This is a genomic window from Bradyrhizobium sp. USDA 4341 (assembly GCF_054063755.1).
Genome location: NZ_JBSSGO010000002.1, coordinates 4,124,310 through 4,148,253, shown reverse-complemented (window position 1 = coordinate 4,148,253; position 23,944 = coordinate 4,124,310). Strand labels below are relative to the sequence as shown.

The 23,944-nt window shown below is 62.7% G+C and carries 29 protein-coding genes, 1 tRNA gene and 1 pseudogene; 18 read left to right on the top strand and 13 right to left on the bottom strand.

The features are described from left to right. Positions 1-137: 137 nt before the first annotated feature. Entirely contained in the window at positions 138-1,220 is a 1,083-nt protein-coding gene (locus tag ACVIGB_RS25730; protein ID WP_456749228.1) for a DUF3616 domain-containing protein, read from the bottom strand. A 272-nt stretch (positions 1,221-1,492) separates the two neighbouring features. On the opposite strand from ACVIGB_RS25730, the gene ACVIGB_RS25725 reads away from it, so the two are divergent. Continuing rightward, positions 1,493-1,870 carry a hypothetical protein gene (locus tag ACVIGB_RS25725; RefSeq protein ID WP_456720543.1) on the top strand — a complete coding sequence of 126 codons (378 nt, stop codon included), beginning with the start codon at positions 1,493-1,495 and terminating at the stop codon, positions 1,868-1,870. An 84-nt stretch (positions 1,871-1,954) separates the two neighbouring features. Here the strand turns inward: ACVIGB_RS25725 and ACVIGB_RS25720 are convergent, their stop codons facing one another. From ACVIGB_RS25720 to ACVIGB_RS25705, 4 genes are all read right to left on the bottom strand, one after another. Beyond that, a complete protein-coding gene (locus tag ACVIGB_RS25720) occupies positions 1,955-2,917 on the bottom strand; it encodes a hypothetical protein (RefSeq protein WP_456720544.1) in 963 nt (320 codons plus the stop codon). Positions 2,918-3,003: 86 nt separating this feature from the next. Then, positions 3,004-5,121 (bottom strand): helix-turn-helix domain-containing protein, encoded by a 2,118-nt coding sequence (locus ACVIGB_RS25715; RefSeq protein WP_456720545.1) that lies wholly within the window; start codon positions 5,119-5,121, stop codon positions 3,004-3,006. 828 nt (positions 5,122-5,949) lie between these two features. Next, entirely contained in the window at positions 5,950-7,374 is a 1,425-nt protein-coding gene (locus ACVIGB_RS25710; protein ID WP_456720546.1) for a tyrosine-type recombinase/integrase, read from the bottom strand. Positions 7,375-7,551: 177 nt separating this feature from the next. Next, positions 7,552-7,636, bottom strand: a tRNA-Leu gene (locus tag ACVIGB_RS25705). 160 nt (positions 7,637-7,796) lie between these two features. Here ACVIGB_RS25705 and ACVIGB_RS25700 point away from each other — a divergent pair. After that, on the top strand, positions 7,797-8,369 hold the full coding sequence (locus ACVIGB_RS25700; RefSeq protein ID WP_456720547.1) for a disulfide bond formation protein B: 573 nt from the start codon (positions 7,797-7,799) through the stop codon (positions 8,367-8,369). 37 nt (positions 8,370-8,406) lie between these two features. Here ACVIGB_RS25700 and ACVIGB_RS25695 read toward each other — a convergent pair whose 3' ends face one another. After that, on the bottom strand, positions 8,407-8,535 hold the full coding sequence (locus ACVIGB_RS25695) for a hypothetical protein (RefSeq protein WP_276327649.1): 129 nt from the start codon (positions 8,533-8,535) through the stop codon (positions 8,407-8,409). Between the two features lie 332 nt (positions 8,536-8,867). Between ACVIGB_RS25695 and ACVIGB_RS25690 the strand changes: the two genes are divergently transcribed. From ACVIGB_RS25690 to ACVIGB_RS25675, 4 genes are all read left to right on the top strand, one after another. Continuing rightward, positions 8,868-9,152, top strand: coding sequence for a hypothetical protein (locus tag ACVIGB_RS25690; RefSeq protein ID WP_456720548.1), 285 nt, complete (start codon positions 8,868-8,870; stop codon positions 9,150-9,152). Further along, on the top strand, positions 9,145-9,441 hold the full coding sequence (locus tag ACVIGB_RS25685) for a hypothetical protein (RefSeq protein WP_092123562.1): 297 nt from the start codon (positions 9,145-9,147) through the stop codon (positions 9,439-9,441). Before ACVIGB_RS25690 ends, ACVIGB_RS25685 begins: the two co-directional genes overlap by 8 nt. 37 nt (positions 9,442-9,478) lie before the next feature. Then, entirely contained in the window at positions 9,479-9,763 is a 285-nt protein-coding gene (locus ACVIGB_RS25680; protein ID WP_342724603.1) for a DUF1488 family protein, read from the top strand. A 98-nt stretch (positions 9,764-9,861) separates the two neighbouring features. After that, positions 9,862-10,242: a hypothetical protein gene (locus tag ACVIGB_RS25675; protein ID WP_456720549.1), complete on the top strand. Its 381-nt coding sequence runs from the start codon at positions 9,862-9,864 to the stop codon at positions 10,240-10,242. Between the two features lie 21 nt (positions 10,243-10,263). Here ACVIGB_RS25675 and ACVIGB_RS25670 read toward each other — a convergent pair whose 3' ends face one another. Together ACVIGB_RS25670 and ACVIGB_RS25665 are read right to left on the bottom strand one after the other, a co-directional pair. Then, the gene (locus ACVIGB_RS25670) at positions 10,264-11,349 is read right to left on the bottom strand and encodes an AbrB family transcriptional regulator (protein ID WP_092123569.1); all 1,086 of its coding nucleotides are present in this window, start codon (positions 11,347-11,349) and stop codon (positions 10,264-10,266) included. Positions 11,350-11,483: 134 nt separating this feature from the next. Then, positions 11,484-11,756 (bottom strand): PsiF family protein, encoded by a 273-nt coding sequence (locus ACVIGB_RS25665; protein ID WP_456720550.1) that lies wholly within the window; start codon positions 11,754-11,756, stop codon positions 11,484-11,486. Between the two features lie 207 nt (positions 11,757-11,963). Here ACVIGB_RS25665 and ACVIGB_RS25660 point away from each other — a divergent pair, with 207 nt between their 5' ends. Beyond that, on the top strand, positions 11,964-12,455 hold the full coding sequence (locus ACVIGB_RS25660; protein WP_456720551.1) for a hypothetical protein: 492 nt from the start codon (positions 11,964-11,966) through the stop codon (positions 12,453-12,455). A gap of 64 nt (positions 12,456-12,519) precedes the next feature. Here the strand turns inward: ACVIGB_RS25660 and ACVIGB_RS25655 are convergent, their stop codons facing one another. Beyond that, positions 12,520-13,077, bottom strand: coding sequence for a TetR/AcrR family transcriptional regulator (locus ACVIGB_RS25655; protein ID WP_456720552.1), 558 nt, complete (start codon positions 13,075-13,077; stop codon positions 12,520-12,522). Between the two features lie 93 nt (positions 13,078-13,170). Between ACVIGB_RS25655 and ACVIGB_RS25650 the strand changes: the two genes are divergently transcribed. The 6 genes from ACVIGB_RS25650 (at position 13,171) to ACVIGB_RS25625 (ending at position 16,994) form a co-directional block, all read left to right on the top strand. Beyond that, entirely contained in the window at positions 13,171-13,605 is a 435-nt protein-coding gene (locus ACVIGB_RS25650) for an acyl-CoA thioesterase (protein ID WP_092123577.1), read from the top strand. Positions 13,606-13,610: 5 nt separating this feature from the next. Then, the gene (locus ACVIGB_RS25645; protein WP_092126669.1) at positions 13,611-14,057 is read left to right on the top strand and encodes a PaaI family thioesterase; all 447 of its coding nucleotides are present in this window, start codon (positions 13,611-13,613) and stop codon (positions 14,055-14,057) included. Positions 14,058-14,301: 244 nt separating this feature from the next. After that, positions 14,302-14,688: a CidA/LrgA family protein gene (locus ACVIGB_RS25640; RefSeq protein WP_456720553.1), complete on the top strand. Its 387-nt coding sequence runs from the start codon at positions 14,302-14,304 to the stop codon at positions 14,686-14,688. Continuing rightward, positions 14,685-15,407 carry an LrgB family protein gene (locus tag ACVIGB_RS25635; RefSeq protein ID WP_173638805.1) on the top strand — a complete coding sequence of 241 codons (723 nt, stop codon included), beginning with the start codon at positions 14,685-14,687 and terminating at the stop codon, positions 15,405-15,407. Before ACVIGB_RS25640 ends, ACVIGB_RS25635 begins: the two co-directional genes overlap by 4 nt. A gap of 135 nt (positions 15,408-15,542) precedes the next feature. Next, entirely contained in the window at positions 15,543-16,280 is a 738-nt protein-coding gene (locus ACVIGB_RS25630; RefSeq protein WP_456725080.1) for a sulfite exporter TauE/SafE family protein, read from the top strand. 36 nt (positions 16,281-16,316) lie between these two features. Beyond that, positions 16,317-16,994: a DsbA family protein gene (locus tag ACVIGB_RS25625; RefSeq protein WP_456720554.1), complete on the top strand. Its 678-nt coding sequence runs from the start codon at positions 16,317-16,319 to the stop codon at positions 16,992-16,994. Here ACVIGB_RS25625 and ACVIGB_RS25620 read toward each other — a convergent pair. Then, a pseudogene (locus ACVIGB_RS25620) lies at positions 16,991-17,215 on the bottom strand (IS5/IS1182 family transposase); the annotation flags it as partial. The gene ACVIGB_RS25625 and the pseudogene ACVIGB_RS25620 sit on opposite strands and share 4 nt — an antisense overlap. Before the next feature lie 213 nt (positions 17,216-17,428). On the opposite strand from ACVIGB_RS25620, the gene ACVIGB_RS25615 reads away from it, so the two are divergent. From ACVIGB_RS25615 to ACVIGB_RS25605, 3 genes are read left to right on the top strand one after another with little or no spacing between them, the layout of a single operon-like run. Beyond that, the gene (locus ACVIGB_RS25615) at positions 17,429-18,406 is read left to right on the top strand and encodes a Bug family tripartite tricarboxylate transporter substrate binding protein (protein ID WP_456720555.1); all 978 of its coding nucleotides are present in this window, start codon (positions 17,429-17,431) and stop codon (positions 18,404-18,406) included. Between the two features lie 35 nt (positions 18,407-18,441). Further along, entirely contained in the window at positions 18,442-19,662 is a 1,221-nt protein-coding gene (locus ACVIGB_RS25610) for an FAD binding domain-containing protein (protein ID WP_456720556.1), read from the top strand. Then, positions 19,644-20,816: an alpha/beta fold hydrolase gene (locus ACVIGB_RS25605; protein WP_456720557.1), complete on the top strand. Its 1,173-nt coding sequence runs from the start codon at positions 19,644-19,646 to the stop codon at positions 20,814-20,816. The genes ACVIGB_RS25610 and ACVIGB_RS25605 overlap by 19 nt, the downstream gene beginning before the upstream one ends. 191 nt (positions 20,817-21,007) lie before the next feature. Here the strand turns inward: ACVIGB_RS25605 and ACVIGB_RS25600 are convergent, their stop codons facing one another. Further along, the gene (locus ACVIGB_RS25600) at positions 21,008-21,610 is read right to left on the bottom strand and encodes a CGNR zinc finger domain-containing protein (RefSeq protein ID WP_456720558.1); all 603 of its coding nucleotides are present in this window, start codon (positions 21,608-21,610) and stop codon (positions 21,008-21,010) included. Between the two features lie 74 nt (positions 21,611-21,684). Here ACVIGB_RS25600 and ACVIGB_RS25595 point away from each other — a divergent pair, with 74 nt between their 5' ends. Both ACVIGB_RS25595 and ACVIGB_RS25590 read left to right on the top strand, forming a co-directional pair. Next, positions 21,685-22,362 carry an AzlC family ABC transporter permease gene (locus ACVIGB_RS25595; RefSeq protein ID WP_456720559.1) on the top strand — a complete coding sequence of 226 codons (678 nt, stop codon included), beginning with the start codon at positions 21,685-21,687 and terminating at the stop codon, positions 22,360-22,362. Next, entirely contained in the window at positions 22,355-22,669 is a 315-nt protein-coding gene (locus ACVIGB_RS25590) for an AzlD domain-containing protein (protein WP_456720560.1), read from the top strand. Before ACVIGB_RS25595 ends, ACVIGB_RS25590 begins: the two co-directional genes overlap by 8 nt. A gap of 9 nt (positions 22,670-22,678) precedes the next feature. Here the strand turns inward: ACVIGB_RS25590 and ACVIGB_RS25585 are convergent, their stop codons facing one another. Both ACVIGB_RS25585 and ACVIGB_RS25580 read right to left on the bottom strand, forming a co-directional pair. Continuing rightward, positions 22,679-22,885 carry a hypothetical protein gene (locus tag ACVIGB_RS25585; RefSeq protein ID WP_092123594.1) on the bottom strand — a complete coding sequence of 69 codons (207 nt, stop codon included), beginning with the start codon at positions 22,883-22,885 and terminating at the stop codon, positions 22,679-22,681. A 63-nt stretch (positions 22,886-22,948) separates the two neighbouring features. After that, complete coding sequence (locus ACVIGB_RS25580) at positions 22,949-23,836, bottom strand: LysR family transcriptional regulator (RefSeq protein WP_456720561.1); 888 nt, start codon at positions 23,834-23,836, stop codon at positions 22,949-22,951. Between the last annotated feature and the right edge of the window lie 108 nt (positions 23,837-23,944).

Sequence of the window (23,944 nt, the reverse complement as noted above, 5' to 3'; positions counted from 1 at the left end):
CGATTGCGCGGTGGCAGATGGAAAGTTGCCACAAGCGAAGAGAATGAAAGCGAGAAAAGTCAGACATGAAGGCTGGAGGCGCACGCGATTCCCTCGATTCAAGATGAAGTCGTAGTTTCACCCCAGGAAAGGGCAGCTCACTTCAGATCGATCGAATATCTTCGAGGCTCACCGCTCTTGGCCCCGTCGAACATGATTAGAAGATCCAGTTCCTCCGGCCCTTGACGCAGGATCTGCAGCGCTTCTGCTTTCCAGCCGGTAGGAATCTCGTCGAACTCCGCGAGTGGGCTGGCCGAGCCGCTCTTCGGGTCGACCGCGTGAAGGGCGAACGAGAGGTTCTGGGCTTGGGCGGGTCCGCTCAGGACGAGCAATCGGCCATCGGCGAGAACGGCAAGATCCCGTATACCGCGCCCGCCCAGATCCAAATCGACTTCGCGGACGTCCTTGGCTCCGATGGATCTGGCGGCATCGAACAGCGCACCGACGTCGACGGCGATCATGTAGGATCTGGTGGCCACGATCGGAGCGCGGAGTCCCGCGTATAGCGTGCCTTCCAGGACGACCAAGCCCTCGATGTTCGCGCCATTGTCCGTCATCAGGTCTTTGGCGAAGGAGGCCTTTACGGTGGGAGCCGCCAGCAGCGCCTCGGACAGGCGGTAACTCGTCTCGGCGGAGGTCTCGTCCTCCGGGGCGCTAGAATCCGCGGTAGCTCCTTTAATGACCGCTTCGTCCGGAATTCTGGCGAGAATGAACGATGAGGCTCTGAACTTGTTGCTGTTGCGCGAGCAGCCGTGCGAACCCGCCACGTAGAAGGATTTGCCGTCGTGCGCGACGGCTTCGCCGTCGAGATCCATGAACTTGTCTTTCCCCTTGGAACAAGCGAAGGACGTTGGTTCATTGCCGACGATGTTCGCCGGCGCCGAACCCTTTTTCAGCAATCTGATCTTCCCTGCACCCGTCAGCTTCGATCCGTCGAGCGTTGCCGCCTGCGCAAGCCGTCCCTGATCGTCGATGACGAGACAGGCGAGCCTGCTTGCGGACGCGATGCAGTTCACGCCGCTGATGTTCGTCGCGGTCTCACCGTCGTCGTCGGTCAAAGGTGAGGCGATATCGATTTCGGACCACTTGACGGTGGCCGCGCCTGCAAGGCGCGGAAGCGCCGTCAGATAAAGAGCTGCGAACGCGAGCGTCGCGACCGCCGTCAAAATCGGCTTAGACACAATGATTTTCCAAATAAGCAAAAGAACAGCGGAAGTATGTACTCAATCTTGGAGCGAGTAAATCGTTCATTTCGCTCAACGCCGACCCGGCCTGCGTCGCTGTATGCGAATCGCGCAATCGGCGACGCACGGGGATGCCAAGCCCGAGCCAGAGTAGGGTTATCGATTGGGCAAAAGCGCAGCGGAGCGGATCGTAACGTACGGCGATCCGGGCGCTCCTAGCGGCCAGGGGCCTCGAGCCTTATATCCGGGCTTTAACCGGGAGATTCCCCTTGGCGGACTTTCTACTGACTTATGATTTCGACGTCGGAGCCACCGATCAATGGAGGGAGTTCGTCGAGAGTGCGGAGGCTGAGGGCCTCCTGTACGTGTTCCACGGCACGTCCAAGCTATTTCGCCTGACCAACACCACCCTCTGGGGGGTGTTTGCGGACAGCGACGCGGCGGTCGCGGCATTCGATAGGGCTCTTTCGGCGGCGGAGCGCGCCGTGAACCGCAAGATAGTTCTCGAGAAGCGTTTTGTCTGCAAAATTGCCATTTGGGCGATCAGGTCGAACGAGAACAAACTTCCTGAGCCGCAATGGACCCGGTCGACGAAGTTCGAGACCTGTAAGGCGCATCAGAAGAATGATCCGTTTTTCGCTTATTGACCGCTTCTGCAATTGGGAACGACGTCGTCGTTTTCCTTTCACGGACGCGAGAGCGTCAAGTCTCGTTCGACGAGGGCGAACTTTTCAGAAAAGGTTGAAATCGGCTCCCTCTTTTAACGCCGCCCGTCCTTCGTAGGCATCAAGTATTTGTCGTTCCTTCTCTTCGGCCATGCCCGCGTGGAAAGTCGGCGCGAGAACGAAATTCTCGACGCGTTCGATGATCAGCCTCGAAAGCTCTCGCTTTTTGTCGGCCGGCTCGCTCGCGGCGAACAGCGCCGACAGATGCTGCTCGACCTTGGATTTCTGCTTCTTCGGAAAGGAGAGGATGGCTACCGTCTTCTCTCCGTCGACGGGGATCACGGTCAGTGCTGGGCCGATGATGTCTCCCTTTCCGATGATTTCGACCGAAAAGAGTGAAGCTGCGGCCAGCGTGGCTCCTTGCTCCCTCAGCTCGATGATGCGGTGGACCAGCGGCGGGTCCTTTCCCGCCGCCATCGGCTTGTCGAAATGGGCGCCTCTGTAACGGATGACGCGCCACCCCCGATCCCACATGAATCCGGAGGGGCTCGGCGCGTCCTTGTCCACCGATCCTTCGCGGATCTGTTGTTGATGGAGAATGTCGAGCCGGTAAGCGCCCTCCACGCAGACGTGTAGTTCGCGCATCACGGCGCGGTACGCAAGCTGCGCGAGCTGCTTGGCGTTGGTCGTATCCAATGGCTCGGTGTCGGCCAGGCGGAAGAGTTCCTTGTCGTGGTTCGCGCACAGGCCGGTGAACGTCGAGGCCTCGTTGCGACCGACCGACTTGAATTTCACCCGCGGTCCTGACGCCGGATTCACGTACAGAAGGGGTGCGATGACGTGATTGTCCCGCTGAAGCAGGTCGAGAACCTTCGCGTTCTGGATCGAGTCTGCGCGGATCGGCTTCTCTTCACAGTCGAAACCGACATGGAGGCATCTTTCGAACTTCTTTCTCTGTAGATCGAAGAAGCTGGCAATGCTGCTGCCCTCGGTTTTCGATGTCTGATCCGGTGATTTCGATGTGGCCATGCTATCGGCTATGTTGGCGGGCGCGCGAGCCGATTGTGCGTCGGGTCTCGAGTCTGTCATGGCCTCGCTCGATCTCGTTGTGGCGACTAGTTTGCAGGCATCAGTTCGTTCACGCTTGCGATCATCTTGGACCATTCCTCGGAGACGAGCGACAGAACCCGCTCGTCCGCGCTCTTTCCGACATCGGCCTCGAACCAATCGGCGTTCCGGCGGTTTACCCGGTCGCGATAGCCATCGCCCGATTCCCGCGCGCAGGTTTGCCAAAAGTCGGCGTCCGTAGCGAGATCGTCCGAATAGACGCCCTGTCCGACCAACTGGACCTTTCGCACGAGGGCGTCGAACCCATCCTCCATCGCCCGTATCGATTGGCGCACGAAGTGATGTCCCTGCGCGAGTTCGTCCTGCTGGAGAACGTTGCTCGCGATTTCGCGGAATCCATTGAGCTTGGGCTCCACGAGCTGAGCCGCCATTTTACGCGCGCCGTAGCTCAGATGATGTCCGTAGCTAAGTCGGTGCCAACTTCCCGTACGCGCCACCGACGCGCGGATAGTTGCCGGGTGAGCGGTCTTGGTGGAATCGATCAGGCTGTCCTGGATGTGGGAAGCCGGAGTTTCACTTAGCTTCAAATTGTGAGTCAGCCAGACGGCCAGCGGACGGGAAGCCTGGCGCAGAGCCTCGTCGGCCTGTTCACGTTGGAAGTTGTCGAGGAGCGCGTTGGCGCCGGCAATGATCTCCCGGAGCAGTTGGCGGTGGCTCTCGCGAAGGTCCGCAACGCGATTGCGCAGAAAGGCGCGCAAGATCTCTGGGTCCTCCTCCGCGGAGTTGAAGAAGATAAGAGACCGGTCCGTAAGGTCGAGCCAGGACAACTTGAGGCGGATCTGGTCCGCCTTGAGGTTGTAGCCGTCCTGCACGGTCTCGACCGGAACGCCGCTCTCGGTCATCTGGATCGCTTCATCGGGACGTGGCAGCACGAGCACGGCGGCTTGCCTGTCGAGAGACCGGACGCCGGCATCGCGCGCCCGTTCGAGCAGGTTGCGGACGTGGATGGACGGGGCCTCGTCGAACCTGGTGCAGAGCACGACTATGGTGTGCGGATCGTCGAAATGCTGCTCGAGGTCTGCCCGGCCTGCCACGTCGTCGATTCCTTGCGTGTCGATCAACGTCACGGAGTAGGCGTCATCGCCCAAGGGGGCGTGGGGTACGACGACCTCGATGCGCTTGGGCAGCGAGAATTCGGGGTTGAGACCGTTGTTGATCTGTCGGTAGGTGTTCTGCAGCCAGACGAGCGGGTGCTTTTCTTCGTCCGGCCGATGCCACATGTCGCGACGATCGCGCTTGTGAAGTTGCATCAAGTCTAGCACTTCGACGGTGAACGACCGCGGGTCCCCGCTTTTTTCGGCGAGCACGCGTGCATGGTCGATGCTGGGACGACGCGATCCGTCGGGTTGTCTCGGGAAGTGCTGACGCGGCAGCTTGGCCATATTGCGCAGCGCACGGTCTATTTCGCGGGACACGCCCGACGGGACGTCGCCGTCGCCAGCCTTGTCGCCGCCGCCTTCGATCAGCCCGCGGGCGAAATCCGACACGTGCTGACGGACTTCTTCGTCGGTGCATGGTTCGATGAGAATGCCGTAGCCTGGTCCGCGCCGCACGTGCACCTCGCAGAGGGTCACGCCGCCGCGGCCTGCTTCCAGCACCGGAGAGGGAAGTCCTTTGGGATTCGGTACTTCGAGACCCTCGGCGCGGCACGTGGCGGTCGATTTTCCCGCGGCGATGGATCCGGCCATAGCCACCCGATAACGCCGATCGAGGAGGTTGAGAGCAGACGTCTTAAGCTCTTCCTCGTACCTGAGGAGGCGCTTTTCGAAGAATGGTTTGATGTCGGGCTTCGACGTGAGTTTGCGGACGGCCTGCGCGGCGACTTCCGCCTCCCAGACGAGTTCGAAGTCGGGTTCGCCGAAAGCTGGTTCTTCAAGCACGGACCATTGCCGCGAAAGGCGGTCGATGAACGTCCTGACGTCGTCCGTCCCTATCGCCGCTGCGATCGATGCGAGTTCGTCTTCGTCGAGTGACCGATCGCCCGCCTCGACCCGCGACATCATCGCGGTGCTCCAACCCAACCGCTTGGCCAGTTCGTGCTGCCGGATGTCGGCCCTTTCTCGAAGGGTCGCTAAGTGGCTCCCGATTGCGATTGTTCTGCTCATCGATACATCTCATATCAATGATTGAAACGTTGCATAAACATCTCGCGGTCGTCAACTCGCTTGGGTGGCTCTCCAACGGCGGTCCTAGTCCCCTCATAAAATGAGAGCGATTTCATATAGATCGATAATAGAAACCCTTTACTGACCGTCGTTGCTTACATTGTGCCGGCTAGAAGGAGACGATGCAGTGTCGAAACGAGGGCCGATCTTTCGCGATGGCGTGTACCAGTATCGGCGTCGGATATCGCAGGGACGCAGGCCGGAACCATGATCTTATATACCTACTCACGTGAGGGTGAACCGAACGAAACCGCTGGAAAGACAAAGGAATAGCCGAGCTTCTTTTTTACAGAACTGGAGGAGGTGCGACAGGTCGTTCTCGAGCTCCGCGAGGAAGTCGCCTCAGATGAGGACAGGGACCCTTCATGGAGTCCGGTTCGCATCGAGCGGATTGAACTCCTCGCTCCGACGGCGCAGAACGTCCTGACCCTGCTCAACGAGGGGATTGACCGCTGATCCGGCGCTATGAAATGGTGGAAACGCTTGCTTGAGCCGAGAGCTAATCCGGCCAGTCCATACCCGCGCAGTTTGCAGCCTTCCTTTTTTGCAGTCGCCTTGCAACGAAGCAGGTCGAGCAACGGACGCGCGATGGATTACAGTTTAAATCAACAGCTTAGAAGCTTTTGGAACGCAGAGCCGCCAGCTCTGATCAATTATGCAGCGAGCCTGGGAATTTCCTGTTCTACCAATCGCAACAATCGGGTGTTGCGTGTCCCCGCAACCTCCGGTTCTTGCGATATCGGCGCAGGTGAACCGGAAGAGTCGCTTTTAAGTGACTGAGGCCTGCGCGCCTCCCTTGATCGGCGTTACCTTCTTGGGATCGAGCCAGTGGTCGATCCGATCAGCCCAATGCTGCATCAGCTTCGTGCGCGAGCCGATCAGCGCGAGCGGTCCGTGCCTCTTGTACAAACCTTCCACAGTCGAGTTGTCTAGATGCGCAAGCTGCAACTCAACGACATCGCCATCCCACGCCTTGGCGTCCTTGATCTCTTCATGGTGAGACAGGGTCGAGAAGGTGGTCCGGAATCCGTGGGCACAATGATCAGTCTTGGTGTCAATGCCAAGCAGACGCAAGCGCTTGTTGAGCGTGTTGTTTGATAGCGGCGTGTCCTTCGAACAGGAAAACGTGTACCGACGACGGCCGGTAAGCTTCTGAACGCTTCGGAGGATCGCGAGTGCTTGCCGTGACAAAGGCACGACATGATCCCAACCGGTCTTCATTTTGGCGGCTGGGATGGTCCAGCGTTCGGTATCCCAATTGACCTCGCTCCATTCCATTTCATTGACCATGCCGGGGCGGGGAATGGTCAGCGCATCGAAGCGCAAGGCAAGGCCAACAACGTCGCCAAATCTCGCTCTCGTCCACGGTGCGCTGATGAGCTTGAAAACGCGCGTCACATCGCGTGGTTCGGTGACGCCAGGACGTGGCGTCGAAATGTTGGCAATCATCTGCCCACTCAGGTTGCGGAATGGATTGTGCCCGTCGCCTTCGACATCGGCATAGTCGCAGATTTGCTCACCTATGCTGCGCACGCGGTCGCGCGTTTCCAGCTTTCCCTCCACTTCATATGAGCGCATGAAAGCGAGCACGTCCGGACGCTTTATGTCCTGCCTGCACAGTTTGCCGAAGCGATCCTTGACGTAGCCAACGCGCAGCTCAAGCACCTCGATGGTCTTGGGGTCGCGCACCGCGACGATCCTGCCGCGTTTGACTTTTTCGACCTTCTTCTTTGCGAGCCACTCGTCGGCCCATTGCCCGAAAGGCCGGGCGGCGGCCTGCCTGTGCTTGTCGAGCTGCTTCTCGATGCTTGGGTCTTTGCCTTCCTTGAGCAGGTCTTTGGCTTTGTCGCGCTCGCGCCGCGCGTCTGCGAGCGTGAACGTCCCATCCTTGCCGTTGCCGTAGGGGCCGATGGAGTAGGTTTTCTGGCGGCCATGGAAGCGGTAGTCCATCCGCCAGAGCTTCGAGGCAGCGTTGCCAGGCCTGCTCACGTCCGGCGTGACGAAGAGATAGAGCCAGCCGCCGGTCACGTCGGAAATCTTGGCGGGACTCCACGCGCCCTTGACGAAGTTCGGTCGGGCGGCGCGGCAGTCGACGTCGGTCTTGATCTGCTTGGGATTGGCGCACGCGCCGCCGTTCTTGCCGGCCATCTGCTCAATTCCTTTATTCGGAAAAGCGAAAGTCGTTGTGAACATTTGTTCTCCCGATACCAGCAGGATACCAGCAAAAATACCAGCAAATCGGGCGGCTGGGATCGGAGGAGAACAAACGGTGACGAACAAGAATGTACGCGGAAGTGCCTATTTTTCAAGGGTTTCTGAGCGCTGAGCGGACGGTTGCGGACGCTTTAGAACGGGCTTGAACAGCCTAGTTGGTGCCCCTGGCCGGAATCGAACCAGCACTCCTTGCGGAACTCGATTTTGAGTCGAGCGCGTCTACCAGTTCCGCCACAGGGGCATTCGCGGTGGTCCAGGCCGAGACGGGGCCGGGGGTCGCGAAGCGCGGCGGACTATAGCGGGCGGCCCGTCACGGTCAACCCGCGCGGATGTGATTGTCCCGCGCCTCGACAGCGGTATTTTCACGCGATACGACCCGGGCTGAGCATGGAGCAGGGGCCATGACCCTGCCGGACGATGCTCGCAGGAGGACTGCCGTGACGCTCGCCACCGCCCATCCGTCGGATGCTTCCGCCACCGGCAATCCGGCGCTGACCTCGGCCCTGGCGATTGCCGTGATCGCGGCGGCGACTCTGGCCGGCGCCTGGTTCTTCCAGCTGGTGCTGGAGATCATGCCCTGTCCGCTCTGCCTCGAGCAGCGCTATGCCTATTACCTCGCGGTCCCGCTCGGCGCCGTGGTGGCGCTCGCGGCCGCCCGTGGCGCGGCGCGTCCGGTGCTGATCGCGGGCCTTGTGATCCTCGGCCTCGCCGCGCTGGCCAATGCCGGGCTCGGCGCCTATCACGCAGGGGTCGAATGGGGGTTTTGGCAGGGACCGACCGACTGCACCGGCCCGATGGTGGATTTCGGCAAGGCCGGCTCGCTGCTGGATCAGCTCGACAAGGTCAAGGTGGTCCGCTGCGACGAAGTGCAGTGGCGCTTCCTCGGCATCTCGCTTGCCGGCTACAACGTGCTGATCTCGCTCTTGATGGCCGCGATCGCTGGCTGGGGCGTGGCGAAGGCGGCCAAGGTCTGACTGAGTGGCCTGATTTACAGGCCTTGTCTCAATCGATCTATTTCTTCTTCCCCGGCGTGAAGCTCGGCTGTCCGCCCTTCAGGCTGGGAGCCGCGGCGATCACCTTGATCTTCTCCTTCTTGGGCTTCTTGACCTCGCGGTTGCCGTGTCGCTCGCCTTTGGCCATGTCGGTCTCCCTCTAGTTTATCGAGATCATCGACTCGGTCAGAGCCTGCCTTCGGAGCAGTCCCGAACGTCGACGTGGATTTGCTTTGCCGGAAGTGATGGTAATCGACCGTAGGCCGATCGCACCCGAATAGCGAGCGCCAAAGCGGTTTGCGGCGCGCTGCGGCAACAACGCGCAGGATGCTGTGAGGAGCGGTCTTTGCCCCTCGTTCGGCGAGAAAGCCAGGAACGCCAGGAAAACCAACAAGAAAGCATTGGCTATTGCCGCCGAAGCGGCGCATGCTGCCAATGGGGCCGCGCACCGGCGCAAGGCGTTTCACAAAAGGCTGGCCCATGACCATGCGCTCCCGACGTGAAGTCGTCACCTTCCAGCATCCATTCCGGATCAGAGGCATCGATCGTGAATTGCCCGCAGGCGCCTATGACGTCATTACGGATGAAGAGGCGATCGAAGGGCTCTCGTTCGCGGTGTTCCGCCGTGTCGCCACGATGATCATCGTCCCGGCACAAGGCTCGCGCGGATTGACGACGGAGATGGTGTCGATCGGCTCGGTCGATCTGGCGGACGCCCAGCGTATCGACGCGAGCGCATCCAACGCGAGCGCATCCAATGACTGACGAACCGCTCGAGCTCGATCGCCGCCGCGGCATGGCAGCCCAGAAAGCCACCGATATTCGCCGTGCGCTGGCGGAAATCGAGACCCATGCGAGGGATCTGCGCGAACGGCAAGCCTCGCTCGAAACCGGACTGCTGGCGGTACCTGCGACGTCGTGGCCGGAGGTGGCCGCCAAGGCGCGCTACGTTCTGAATCTGTACGCCGCGAGCCTGCCGCCGGAGGATACAAGGCATCGCGATCTGGTCACGGCAATTCTCGAGGATTTTGTCCGGCTGACCGAGCCGCGATGAACCAGAACCACTTCGCGGCTTTGAAGGAGCTGGTCACATGACGCTTACCCAGGGTCGCTTCATCAGCTACGAATACGACCGGATGGTCGTGCTGTTTTCGATGCATGACGACGAGAAGGAGATCCATTGCGCGATCTCGACCTCCGCCATGGATGAATTGGAAGGCGGGGCGCTCGGGCGCGCCGGCCATCGCGAGACTCAATTCATGCGGCTGCGCGAGCGCATCGAGGCCTGCGCCGATGACAAGTACCAGGCGAAGGAATTCGAGGGGGCGCCGCCCCGGATCATCCTGCGCAGCATCGATTTCCGGAAGCCAAGGTAGAGGATTCCCTGTGCGAAGGCCCTGACGCGCGTGTCAGGTGTTTCAAGGTGGAGGCTATCCCGCCGTCACCGTTCCGATCATGCGCGACAGACGAGCCCATGCTGATCATCGTGCATCGCGTCCCCGTCGAGTTGTTGCTGTTGGCCAATGAGACGTTGTTGCGCCTCAAGAGCCGACGCAATCTCGTCGCCACGCTGATGAGCGAGCAGCGCCCGAGATATACGATCTCCGAAATCCATGGTGCGAGCAGCCGGCTGACTGCGCTTTGGCGTGCAGTCGCCAGGGAGCGGCTCGAGGAATGGAGCGAAGCACAGCCCGATTCGGTCTATGCCCAGATCACGGGGCCGTTGTGGCACGCTGCAGCCGTCGCGAAACTGCAAATGGACCGGGACGAGGAGCTATGGTTCGATCCCGGCGAACTGACAGCGTTGGCGCGATCGTTTCGCGATCAGCCGGAGCAGTCAGCGTCCGAAGTGTGAGCCGGAAAGCGATCTGATCGCCTAATCGTCGACGTCGTCCTGCGGCCGTCCGAACAGATGGATGATGCCCGGCGTCGAGATGGTGACGAACAGGAAGCGCGACAGGTGATGCGCGCCGACGAAGATCGGGTCGATGTGCAGCGTCAGCGCCAGCGCCAGCATCGCGTCCATCGCGCCGGGCGCGAAGGCGACCACGACGTCGGCGAGCCGCACATGGGTGGTGAAGCCGATCACCGCGACGAACACCGCCGAGATTGCGATCGCGATCGCGAATGAGCCGAGCCCGGCATTGACGTGGCTCAGCAGGGTCGAGGTCTTCATCCGCGCAAACCGGGTGCCGATCAGCGCGCCGATGCCGACCAGCGCGATGTTGCGCAGCCAGGGCGGCAGGCCGCCATCGACCAGGCCTGAGCCATGCAGCAGGCTGGAGGCGAGCATCGCGCCGAACATCCAGCTGGCGGGAAACTTGATCCAGCGCAGCAGCAGCGAGACGCCGATCGACCCGGCGACCAGGGCGAAAAGGCCGAACGGCGAGGCCACCGTCGTCGGCAGTGGCGGCGGCGCCGCGTGCGTCACCCCGGTCAGCGCCAGCACCAGCGGCAGGGCCGCGGTCAGGATGATGACGCGCATGGTCTGCACCACGGCGATCGCCGCGACGTCGGCGCCTTTTTCCGCGGCGAGGATCGTGATCTGCGAGAGCGCGCCGGGGCTGCCGGCGAGGAAAGCCGAGGTCTGGTCCCAGCCATGCATGCGCTGCAGATAGACGCTCGAGCCGAAGGTCGAGCAGAACGTCGCCAGTGCCAGCAGGGCGATGGTGAGCGGATAGGAACTCATGTGCTGCAGCAATTGCTGCGACATCAGCGAGCCCAGCGAGATGCCGAGCAGCAGCAGCACCGATTGCGTCAGCACCGGCGGCACCGCGAGCGGCCGTCCGGCCAATGCTGCGATCGCGACCGCGCACATCGCACCCGAGATCAGCCCGCCCGGCAATCCCGCCCATAAAAACAGCAAGCCGCCGGCGGCGCCGATGACGAGTGTCTCGAGCCCGTTCAGAACTTTGCTGCGGTCGGGAATGGCGGTCGCCATCGAAGCGCGGATCAGGGTCACGCCGCCTTATGGCAAATTCGCAACCACGCGACAATTGCATCTCGCGATTGCAGCATTGCGCCCCGGCTCGCTCGGCGCACAGGTTTTCACCCTCCCCGGCGGGGAGGGTGAAGGATGTCAGATTTGTCTAAGCGTTACTTCGCGGCCGGCGCGGCGGCAGCACCGCCCGCCTTCTTGCACTCGGAGCGGAATTTCTTGCGCTCCTTGCCGTGCAGGCCCTTGGCATCGGCTTCCTTCGAGCATTCCAGCGACTCGGCGGTGCGCGGCTTGGCTTCCTTGGCCATCTTGCCATCGGCCTTCGGAGCGGCCTCCTTGGCGGCAGGCGCGGCGGTTTGCGCGAAGGCTCCGCCCACCAGCAGCAGGGAGGCAAGGGCGGTTGCGGTCGCGAGCTTGGAAATCTTCATCATGGGGCACCTCGTGAGGGAAAGAGCCGAAACGTTGCGCGGCGATGATGAACCGTGGATGAATATGCGGTGGTCCCGCCGCCACAATATTTTAACGGCCAAGGGCGTCCGCACGTTGTCGCAAGTCGGGGTTGCGCTAGGATAATGGTCTTACGCCAATGCCCCCCAGGGGAAACCCCACGGGAAACCAGGGATGACGGGAGACCAGGGATGACCATTCAGACCAGATTGTTGTGTGTGATTGCGGTGTCGGGCTTTGCAGCCTTTGCGGCGAGCGCGCCGGCGCAGGCCCTGACCGCGCAGGAATGCAGCGCCAAGTACCAGGCGGCCAAGACGGCCGGCACCCTCAACGGCCAGAAGTGGAATGATTTCCGCAAGGCGCAATGCGGCGCAGACGCAACCCCGGCCGCGGCGCCCGCCGCTCCGCCGCCCGCTGCCGCAGCGCCTGCTCCGGCCGCGCCGAAGGAAGCTAAGCGGGAAGCCGCTCCCGCCGCGGCACCCGCCGCACCGGCAGGGCCCGCCGTGTTTCCGAACGCCATCGATCCCAAATACGCCAAGGAGTCCGAAGGCAAGGGGCGCATGCACACCTGCGTGGACCAGTACAATGCCAACAAGACCACGGGCGGCAATGGTGGCCTGAAGTGGATCCAGAAGGGCGGCGGCTATTACAGCGAGTGCAACAAGCGCCTGAAGGGCGCCTGAGTCGGCTGAAGCGAGTTTGACGGGCGGCCGGCCGCAAGCCGGCCGCTTTTCCTTGGCGCGAGCGCTATTGGCCTTCCGTCAGCAGCTTGTCCGCCGATTGCGCCAGCAGTTGCGCGCGCTTGCGCGGGCCGCGTTCGAGAAACAAGAGGCTCTGGCCGAAGATGAAGCAGTAGAACAGGAACGCCTGCGCATCGGCTTCCTCGGCCGGTAGCCCGGTGGCGCGATAGAGCTGGCCGACATTCTTCAGCCGCGCGGCATCGACGCTCGCGGCGGCGGTGGCCGCGGCTTCGTCGGTGCGCGCCCATTGCCGAATCGCGAGCTCCACTGCCATCGCCTCGGTGTTCATGCGCTCCGAATAGAGCGTGATGATCGTCTTCAGCCGCTCGCGCGCGCTGGCGCCGTCGAGCGCGGTCTGCTTCTCGATCGCGGCGATGCGGCCGTCGCGCCAGCGCGTCAGCATGGCCTCGAGCAGCGCGGCGCGGTCCCTGAAGCGGCGGTAGAAGCCGCCCTTAGTGACGCCCAGATTCTTCGCCAGCACCTCGACCCGCACGCCGTCGACGCCGGTATGCGCGAGTTCGGCAAAGCCGGCCGCGACCCAGACGTCGCCCTTGCTTTCAGTCATGTGATCTCCGCGGAGCGGTCCCGATACGGTGCCGTATTGCTAGCCTGCTTGGTCCCTGATACGCTACCGTATCAGAACGCAAAGGAGGGAAGCATGGAGGGTGAGGCGACCTATCGCGGCACGGTCTATCCCTGGCATTGCGACCACATCGGCCACATGAACGTCATGTGGTATGTCGGCAAGTTCGACGAGGCGAGCTGGAACATGTTCGCGCGGCTCGGGCTGACGCCGAGCTATCTGCGCGAGTCCGGCCGCGGCATGGCCGCCGTGCAGCAGAACATCTCCTACCAGCGCGAACTGCTCGCCGGCGACCTCGTCGAGGTCAAGAGCCGGCTGGTCGAGTTCCGCGACAGGTCGGTCCGCATCCTGCATGAGATGCGCAACGCGGAGACCGGCGACATCGCCGCGACCTGCGAGATCGCGGCCGTGCACATCGATCGTGCCGCGCGCAAATCGGCGCCCTTCGCGCCGGCGATCCGCTACGCCGCGATGCCGCACCTCGTGCCGTCAGAATCCGTGACTGCGTGACCGCCATGCCCCGCTTTGAGCCGAAGAATCCCGACTTCCGCGCGGTGGCCACCGCCACATTCGCGCGCCAGCGCGCAATGCAGACGCTTGGTATCTCGATCGCACGCATGGAGCCGGGCGAGGTCGATCTCGCGATGCCCTACGCGCCGGAGTTCTGCCAGCAGAACGGATTCGTGCATGCCGGAATCATCACCGCGGGGCTCGACAATGCCTGCGGGATCGCCGCCTTCACGCTGATGCCCGAAGGCTCCGACATCCTCACGGTGGAGTTCAAGACCAATCTCCTGGCGCCGGCCCGCGGCGAGCGATTCGTGTTCCGCGGCGTCGTGGTCAAGCCCGGCCGCACGCTGACCGTCTGCGATGGCCGCGCTTATGCCGTGCAGGACGGCGCCGAAACGCTGGTCGCGACCATGAGCGGCACGCTGATGGCGCTGCAGCGGCGGGAAGGGTAGCCGCGCTAATCTATCCCCGTCATGCTGAGGAGGCCGCGCAGCGGCGTCTCGAAGCATGCACGGCCCGGCCGGTGGCCGTCGATCCTTCGAGACGCGCTTCGCGCTCCTCAGGATGACGGGACTCAGAGACCAGGCTGCTTAGGAAAGGCGTGCCCAGCATTTGCGCACACGCTTGAGTCCCGCGCATTGACAAGCCTCCCCCACACCGACCTGATACGCGGATGCTTCGCGTGAGCGCCTTGTCATGATCGCCAGCCTCAGTCTGATCCTGCTCTGTCAGTTGGCCGGCGAGGTTGCCGTGCGGGCGCTGGCCGTGCCGGTGCCGGGACCTGTGGTCGGGCTGGTGCTGCTGCTGCTGCTGCTGTTGGCGCGCGACCGCTTTCCGGTGCTCGCGCGCGGGCCGCTCGGCAATGACGGGGTCGAGAGCGCGAGCCGAGGCATGCTCGCGAATCTCTCGCTGCTGTTCATTCCGGCCGGCGTCGGCGTGGTGCAGAAGCTCGATCTGCTCGCCGAGCACGGCATCGCGATCCTGGTGATCCTCGCGGTTTCGGTCGTCGTCACGCTGCTGGCGACGGTCGCGACCTTCGTCGCCGCGAGCAGCCTGCTTTCGCGCGAGGAGGAGAACCCGTGAGCGACAATCCGTTCTCGCTCTGGGTCTATCTCTCGCAGTCGCCGCTGCTCTGGCTGACGGTGACGCTGCTGACCTATGCGGCGACCGATGCGGTGTCGTTGAAGACCCGCCGGCATCCGCTCGCCAATCCCGTGCTGCATTCGCTGTGGATCATCGGTGCGTTCCTGCTGCTGACCGGGACCTCCTACACCACCTATTTTGCCGGCGCGCAGTTCGTGCACTTCCTGCTTGGGCCGGCGACGGTGGCACTCGCAGTGCCGCTCTACGAGAACCGCAGGCGGGTTGCGGCCGCGGTCCTGCCGATGCTGGTCGCGCTCGCGGTCGGCTCGCTCACCGCGATCGTCTCGGTGGTGCTATTGGCGCGGGCCTTCGGTCTGCCGCGTGAGATCATCCTGTCGCTGGCGCCGAAATCGGTGACGGCCGGCGTTGCCATGGGCATCAGCGAATCCCTGCATGCCGATCCCTCGCTGACGGCGGTCTCCGTGATCCTCACCGGCATCATGGGGGCGATCATCGTCACGCCCTTGATGAACTTCACCGGCGTCACCGACTTTCGTGGCCGCGGCTTTGCCGCCGGCATCGCCGCCCATGGCATCGGCACCGCGCGCGCCTTCCAGGTCGACGAGGTCGCAGGCGTTTTTGCCGGGATCGCGATGAGCCTGAACGCGCTGGTCACCTCGCTGCTGGTGCCGCTGGCCGTGACATATCTGCTGCGCTGACACTGGTTGCAGGGCGGTTTTGTGCTATTGGTATGGCGTTGTGCAGCAAATCCTTCTAGGGTTGCGGCCTCAAACGCGAGTCTGTTCCCCTTGGTCTTCTCCGCAACTCAGAGCGTGCTTGGGCTGGCATCGGGCATGCTGGTCGGCTTTTCGCTGGGCCTGGTCGGCGGCGGCGGGTCGATCCTTGCCGTGCCGCTGATGGTCTATGTGGTCGGGGTGCCCCAGCCGCATGTCGCGATCGGCACCTCGGCGATCGCGGTCGCCGCCAATGCCGCGATCAACCTCTCCAACCACGCCCGCGGCGGCACCGTGATCTGGTCCTGCGCACTGCTGTTCGCGCTGTCAGGCATGTTCGGCGCTTTCGGCGGCTCGATCCTCGGCAAGATGCTGGACGGGCAGAAGCTGCTGGCGCTGTTCTCGATCGTGATGCTGGTGATCGCGGGGTTGATGCTGAAGACCCGCGCGCGGGTCGGGCTGACCGACGTCAAGATCTCGATGGCCAACACGCCCGCGATCGTAGGTCTCGGGCTTGTGACGGGAACCATGTCCGGCTTCTTCGGCATCGGCGGCGGCTTCCTGATCGTGCCGGCCTTGATGCTGGCGACCGGGATGCCGATCATGAACGCGGTCAGTTCGTCGCTGGTGGCGGTTACCGCCTTCGGCGTGACCACGGCCTTGAGCTATGCGTGGTCCGGGCTGGTGTCGTGGGGCCTGGCGGGGCTATTCGTCGCCGGCGGCATCGCGGGCGGCCTCTTGGGCACACGGAGCGCCCGGCACCTGTCGGAACGCCGCGGCGCGCTCAATATCGTGTTTGCGACTGTGATTATCGTGGTGGCGATCTATATGCTGCTGCGTAACATCAATGTGTCCTGAACGTAGAAGGGCGAGGAGCCCTTCCGGAAGCGAGCTATGAACCATCTGACGAAATCCCCCCTCGACAACGCCGGCGCCACCCGCCGCGGCGCGCTCGGCCTCATCGGTGCCGGCATTGCGCTCCTTGCCGCCGGAGGCGCGCGCGCCGAGGACGACAATGTCCTGACCGAGGAACAGGTGCTGCGCGATCCGGATATTCCGGTGATCGGCAATCCCAAGGGCGACATCACGATCGTCGAATGGTTCGACTACAACTGCCCGTATTGCCGCAAGCTCGCGCCGGAGCTCCGCCAGGTGGTGCAGGACGACGGCAAGGTTCGCCTGGTGCTGAAGGATTGGCCGATCCTCGGGCCGGTCTCCAAGGTCGCGGCGCGGATGGCGCTGGCGGCGAAGTACCAGGACAAGTTCGAAGCTGCGCATGAGGCGATGATCTCGGTCAATTCGCGCATCACCGAGCCGCGCATTGCCGAGCTGCTGTCGGGCGCCGGCCTCGACATGGACTGCCTCAAAAAGGATCTCGACGCCAACGCCAAGGCGATCGACGCAGTTTTGGCACGCAACAACGAGCAGGCGCAGGCATTCGGCTTCAACGGGACGCCGTCATTCATCGTCGGCAAGTATCGCGTGCCGGGCGTGCTCAGCATCGATCAGTTCGAGCAGGTCATCGCCGACGCGCGCAAGGCCAACATGGGCCGCAAGACCGAGCAGAATTAGGGCGTGGACTCATTTGTGCGGAGCCACAGCCTGATCGACGCAAGCTGGACCAGTGCAAGGTAAGGGCTGAAGCAAATCGGATCAGTGCGGCTGCTCTTCGGCGTGATGTTCGCCCAGCCGCCTTTCGTGGTTACAAGTTCTCTGATCCAGTCGGCATCGTAGCCGCGATCGGCCAGAAGCATCGATCCCGCCTTCAGCCGAGACAAGAGCGTTCCGGCAAGCCCATTGCGCGTGCGCTCGGCTGCACGGGCTTCCGGGGCAAAATGTTCTCTTTTGCCTGAAGCTGATTGCTCTTCTCGGTCCCGCTATTCGGGACAGCAGGGTCCGCTTTGTCTGACTGCCCTGGGACATTGGCCTCATGACAGGAACCTGAACGCTCGCCACAATCCTCCGACGGTGTGTCGCGGTCTTGGACTGACCGGAGGAGACGACCTATGATTAGTCGTTCTGCAATTGCGCGTTGCCTTGTTGTGTCCATCCTGGTCGGCACAAGTCCGGCAAGAGGATTGGCGGCCGATGAGTTTCCCAAACACACGATAAAGATCGTCGTACCGGTACCCCCAGGCCCGCTCCTGGACGTTATACCCCGTTTGATTGCGCAAAAGCTGTCGGCAAAATGGGGTGTAGCCGTAATCATCGAGAATCGGGCTGGCGCAGCCGGAGACCTTGGAGCGGAGCTCGTGGCCAAGGCAGACCCGGACGGTTACACCTTGTTGGCCTCGCCGCCGGCGCCTCTCGTTGTGAGCGAACATCTTCACAGCAGCCTGAACTTTGTTCCCCGCGCACTCGTTCCGGTGAGCGTGATGGTCAAGCTTCCGACGGTGCTGGTCGCCAACCCCAAAGTGCCTGCATCGAATCTTCAGGAACTCCTTGCCTATGCTAGAGCGAATCCGGACAAGCTCACCTTTGGATCGCCGGGCGTAGGCAGTACGCCGCACCTGGGCATGGAGCGTTTGATGAAAGCGGCAGGCATCCGCCTTGTCCATGTGCCCTATCAGGGCATGGCGCCTGCCATGAATGATTTGCTCGGCGGGCACATTGACCTGATGCTCGATCTCTACGGCAACGCCTCACCTGGGATCCAGGCGCGCAAGCTCAAGCTTCTCGGTGTCGCGACACCAGCGCGGCTACCGCAAGAGCCGGACGTGCCAGCGATTTCCGAAGCCTTGCCAGGGTTCGATCACGTGGAGTGGTTTGCGATCGTTGCGCCCCCGAGAACGCCCACCCCTATCGTGCTGATGCTGTCAACGGCGATTGCCGAGGTGCTGGCGCTCCCGGATGTTGCCGCGCGCCTCGCCGACTTCGCGGCTGTCCCAGTGGGCTCCAATCCGGACGACGCCGCAGCGTTCATTCAGCTCGAAAGCGCTCGCTGGCACGACTTGATCAACGCGAACGGCCTCAAGATCAACTGACTCGAGACACATCGCGGCCAGTCGGATTTTTTCCAATGAGCGCACTCCGTGCCATAGTGATCGGTGGGTCGTTAAGCGGACTCTTCGTCGCAAACCTTTTGCGTATCATCGGTTGGGACGTCGATGTATTTGAACGCACAAGCGGCGACCTGACCGGGCGAGGCGCCGTGCTCGGCGCTCAGGCCGATCTCTTTGCCGTTCTGCGCCGAATTGGCATTCCGATCGACAAATCGATTTGGACGCAGGTGCACTCGCACATTTGCCTCGACCAGAGCGGCGAGGTGACCTGCGAAGTGCCGGTTCGCGAGGCTACCACCGCCTGGGACCGCGTGTACCGCGCCCTGAAGCGAGCCTTCCCGACAGAGCGCTACCATGGGGGTATGACGCTGTTGAGATGTCGACAGAATGAAAATGGGGTGCTCGCGACGTTTGCGAACGGCATGTGCGCTACAGCTGACTTACTGATCGGTGCCGATGGTATGCGCTCCACTGTGCGCCGCGAGTTGATGCCTGACATCGCGCCGCGCTATGCCGGTTATGCGGCTTGGCGCGGGGTGGTGGCAGAAGGCCAAATCCCGTCGGATTGGCGGAGCAAGGCGCTCAGCGAAATGGTATTCTGCCTTCCCGACGGTGAGCTCGCATTCTCGATCCCGATGGCAGCTCAGGATGATACAGGAGACGTTCGGCGCTGCGCGTTTGTGTGGTTCCGTCCGGCCGAATACAATTCCACCTTGCGGCGCTGGTGTACCGACGCGACCGGTGCATGCCACGGCGACTCAATACCGCCTCCGCTCATTCGGCAGGAGGTGATCGCCGAGATCAGGCTGGCGGCGCGTCAACTACTCGCCCCCCAGTTATCCGAGCTGGTCGCGTGCGCGCATGAACCGATCCTGTCGGCCATCTTCGATTTCGAAACGCCGCGCATGACGTTCGGTCGCATCGTGCTGGTCGGCGACGCGGCTTTCGTGGCTCGCCCCCATGTCGGTACCGGCGTCACTAAAGCAGCGCTCGATGCCCAAAGGCTTGTCGACGCGCTCGCTGGCTTCGACGGAAATCTCTTCGCTGCGCTTGCTGGTTACGAATGCAGCCGAATGCAGGCCGGTAGCCAATTGGTGGCGCGCGGGCGTCGGTTGGGAGCGCATTTGGAGCCAGGGCGGTCGGAATGTGCGGGGCACGCGCTTGCCCGCCCCCCAACGGAGAGGTTGCTGCGCGAATATGGTCAAGGAAACATCGCGAATTGGCCTTCGGAGGCGTAGCTTTTCACACCTTCACTTCATACCGCTCGACCCGCTATGATGCTGCCTATCGTGGTGAGCGGCCGTGGTCCATGTTGCCTTCAACACAGCAGGTTCGCTTTTGTACCAGTCGTGACGGTACGCGCATCGCCTATGCGATCAGCGGCGCTGGTCCGGCGCTGCTGCGAGCACCGCACTGGATGTCCAGCATCAATCTGGAGTCGGATAGTCAGGTCTGGAGTCACTGGAATGCGCTGCTGGAACGGCATCGTACGGTGATCCGATTTGATCAGCGCGGGTGCGGTTTGTCGGATCGCGACGGGCTCGAATTCTCCTTTGAACGGTTTGTCGAGGACTTTGAGGCTGTCATTGAGGCGGCCGGTCTCGATCGATTCGATCTCTTTGGTTTCTCGGGCGGCGCAATGACTGGGGTCACATATGCTGCGCGCTTTCCCCATCGAGTCGATCGTTTCATCATCCACAGCAGCACTGCCTATGGTCCACTCTCGGCGCCCGCGAGTGACAGATTTCGGCAGACGGCGGCAACTCAGCTCGAAGCGATTGAACTGGGCTGGCCCAACGAGAATCCGGCGTTTCGTCAGCTCTTTACGTCGATGCTTATCCCGGACGGTACGGCCGAACAGTTCCGATTATTCAATGAACAAATCCGCGTGACGACCCCTCCAGCCAACGGGAGGAGAATCATCGAGGCTTTCTGGAATGCAGATATCAGAGCAGAGGCGAGCAACCTGCGCTGCCCGACGCTTGTTCTTCACTCCCGCCAGGACGGAAGAATTCCCTTCGAGCAGGGCCGCGAACTTGCCGGCCTAATTCCAACAGCGCGATTTGTGCCGCTTGAAAGCCGAAATCATCTAATCTTCGAGACAGAATCGGCCTGGAAACAGGTGACCGAGGCGATCAGTGGTTTCTTGGCCGTCACCTCCGGCCGCAGCACCGCTTTGATCGCCGATGAATTGACCTCGCGCGAACGCGAGGTTCTGGAGCTGGTTGCCCGCGGCCTAACCAATGTCGAGCTCTCGACGCGGTTGAAGATTTCCGAGAAGACCGTCCGTAATCACGTTTCAATCATCTTGGGCAAGCTCGGGGCAGTTAGCCGCGCCCAAGCTGTTGCGATTGCGCGCGACGCGGGCTTCGGCCGGAGAACGGCGCCGTAAACGGATTTCCGAGCCGAGACCGCCGGGTTTGTCGGATTCTGGCCCAAGGGCGAAGTCCGGCAACGTCCGCTTTTGCGCCGCTGTTGGAGGACAAGTGGACATCGATCGGTCCAGTCGATTTATGAGTACACGCTTGGCGCACGATCGCACGAGCTTGACGTGGCCTCCCTGGCGACGGACGGGGAGCGGGTTTACCTAGAGCCTTTCCGCTTAGCATAGGCGCGCCGCGCGCGCTCGCGGTTGCCGCACACTTCGCTCGAGCACCATCTGCGGGTCCGGTTCGGGCTCTCGTCGACGAAGAACCAGCCGCAGCCGTCAGCCTCGCAGCATCCGATGCGGCTCGCGTCATCGGACGCCAGCAGGGCCGTCAGCGACCACAGCACCGGCCACAATGGCTCCGTCACGTCGGTCCCCGCCAGCGCATGGCGATAGCCGCGATCCTGCCGCACAAGGTCGGGCTGCCGGGGAGCCGCCGATAGCATCTGATTGACGAGACGGAGGTCCACGCTGCGGCCACTGCGGAGCGCGTCGGAAATCGCCCAGATGTCGCGACGCAAATCATGCGCCTTCTGCATCGCGGCCACGGCAGCGCTGCTCGCCGAATGCGCTTTCAGCTTCCTGATCGCCGCGAGCGGCAAGGTCCCGCGGCGTTCGCTCCAGGACAATAGCGCAGCGTAATCCGGGATCAACTCGTGCGGATCGTTCGACGTCCGCCAGTCGAGTGTGTTCGCGAAATCGAGGCAGACCCGTCCACCGAAGAACTGTGTCGCCGCCCGCGCGGGATCCCTTGACATCACGGCCTCTCACCAAGTTTAATATAACGGTCATGACCATTACAAGCGCCCAGTCGCCTCGACGCGTCCCAACGATGACGGCCGCCGGATTCAGGCGGGGCCTGGTCGCGGCCTTGCCGTTCCTGCTCAGCAATGGCGCCGCTGGCCTGGTGATGGGACTGACCTACAAGGGGCTTGGGCTGGGGGCGCCGCACGCGATTCTGTTCAGCCTGCTCGTCTACTCCGCCACCGCCCAGGCGATCACGCTGAGCATGTGGGCAAGCCCACTGCCGGTTGCCGCCATGGTCGTTGCCTGCATCGCCACCAATTCTCGATACTTACTGATGGGCGCCCATCTGCGCCAGCTGTTTGGTGGACTAGCCCCCCGGAAGATCCTGCTCAGCCTGTTTCTGCTCGCCGATGCGTCGTGGCTGATGACGAGTTCGGACGCCGACCGCAACGGACCCGACGCCGGCTATCTGCTCGGATCGAGCATCCCCATGGCGATCGGCTGGGTCGGCGGCACCGCACTTGCCTATGCCGCCCCGCTCGCAACGAACGGACCACTGAGGCTCGCCGCCGCACTGCTACCGACGATGTTCATCGCGACCCTGCTTCCCAGCCAGTGGAAGAACGCGACGTCCTGGTGGCCGTGGCTGGTCTCGGCGGTCGTCGCGCTCCTTGTCAGCCGATTTGTCGATCCCAGCTGGTCCATGCTGATCGGTGGCGGATGCGGCACGCTCGTCAGCATGATGGAGCGGACCGATGCGTGACCTGATGAAGAACTTGGACATTCTCGGCGTGATCTTCATCCTCGGGTTGACATGCTATGCCATGCGCGCCGGTGGATACGTCCTCGCCGCGTCGATGCGCGACGACGGCATCGCCGCCCGGTTTCTCCGGCTCGCGCCCGGCAATCTGTTCATCGCATTCATTGTTGGCGGTTGCCTGTCCGGCGGGCTGGCAGGTCTCGTCGGAACGCTGGTCGCACTCGTGACGATGGCCGTCACGGCCCGGGAGTGGGCCGCGTTGAGCGCGGGGTTCGGTGCCGCGATCGCGACATCCGCGATCGCGCCGTGACGCCGGCAGTTACTTCGCGGCGACCCTCGTCCATTCCTGGTGCGCCCGCGCCTTCAGCAGATTCCAGTCGCGGGCGGCGACGTCCCAATTCACGATCGTGCGGGTGTCCTGCGCAACCTGCCCATTGGCCACGCTCGACGTCTGCATCGAGTCGTAGACATAGACGCCGCAAACCAGCAGTAGCGCGCCCAAAATCATGCCGAAAAACGTCCGCATCGCTCAATCCCTCCGGTGTCGGCGGGATAACGTCGTGGGGTTCACTGTGGTTCCGGATGTCGATCAACTGCGCGCGAACACCCGCATCACATAATCGATGAACACGCGAACCCGCGGCGACAGCTGTCGGTTGCGCGGATAGAGCAGCGATACCGGCACCGACGGCGGCGGGCATTGCTGCAGCACCGGGACCAGTGTGCCGTTGGCGAGATCGGTTTCGGCATGGAAGCGCGGCACCTGCACGAGGCCGAGGCCGAGCCTGGCGCTCGCCAGATAACTCTCGGGGCCGGTCACCGACATCGGTGCGGGCAGCGGAAACCGCTTCAGCGCGCCGTCGATTACGAACTCCATTGGGCGCAAGCGGCCGGTCGTCAGCGAGCGAATGCCGATCATGCGATGGCCGTCGAGCGCGAGCGGGTCGGTCGGCATGCCGAAGTGCGCAAGGTAGTCCGGCGTGGCGCAGGTCAATCGCTCCAGCATCGTGACCTGCCGCGCGATCATGTCGCTGTCGGGCAATTGGCCGAAGCGCAGCACGCAGTCGACGCCTTCGCGGATCAGGTCGACCCAGCGGTCGCTCTCGCTCATGTTGATTTCGATGTCGGGATACTCAGTGAGGAAGCCCGGCAGATTCGGTAGCAGGAAATGCCGCGCCAAAGTGCCCTGCACCTCGAGCCGCAGCAGGCCCTTCGGCCGTGCGCCGCCGAACGCGCCCTCGGCGTCTTCGAGGTCCGCAATCAGCGACAGGCAGCGGCGGTAATGCGCCTCGCCGTCGAGCGTCGGCCGCACCGTGCGCGTGGTGCGTTCGAGCAGCCGCACGCCGAGCCGCGCCTCCAGCCCCTTCACCGCGTCGGTCACCGTCGAGCGTGGCAAAGCGAGATCGTCGGCGGCGAGCGAGAAGCTGCGCCGCTCGACCACCCGGGCGAACACGCGCATCGCGTCGAAGCGGTCCATCTATTATCCGAAAATTGCGAATAGTGATGCCAGAAGATGCCTGATTATCCGGGCCATGCCAAGACGTAGGGTCTCTCCATCGAACGCCGCTCGGCCGCATTATCCGAT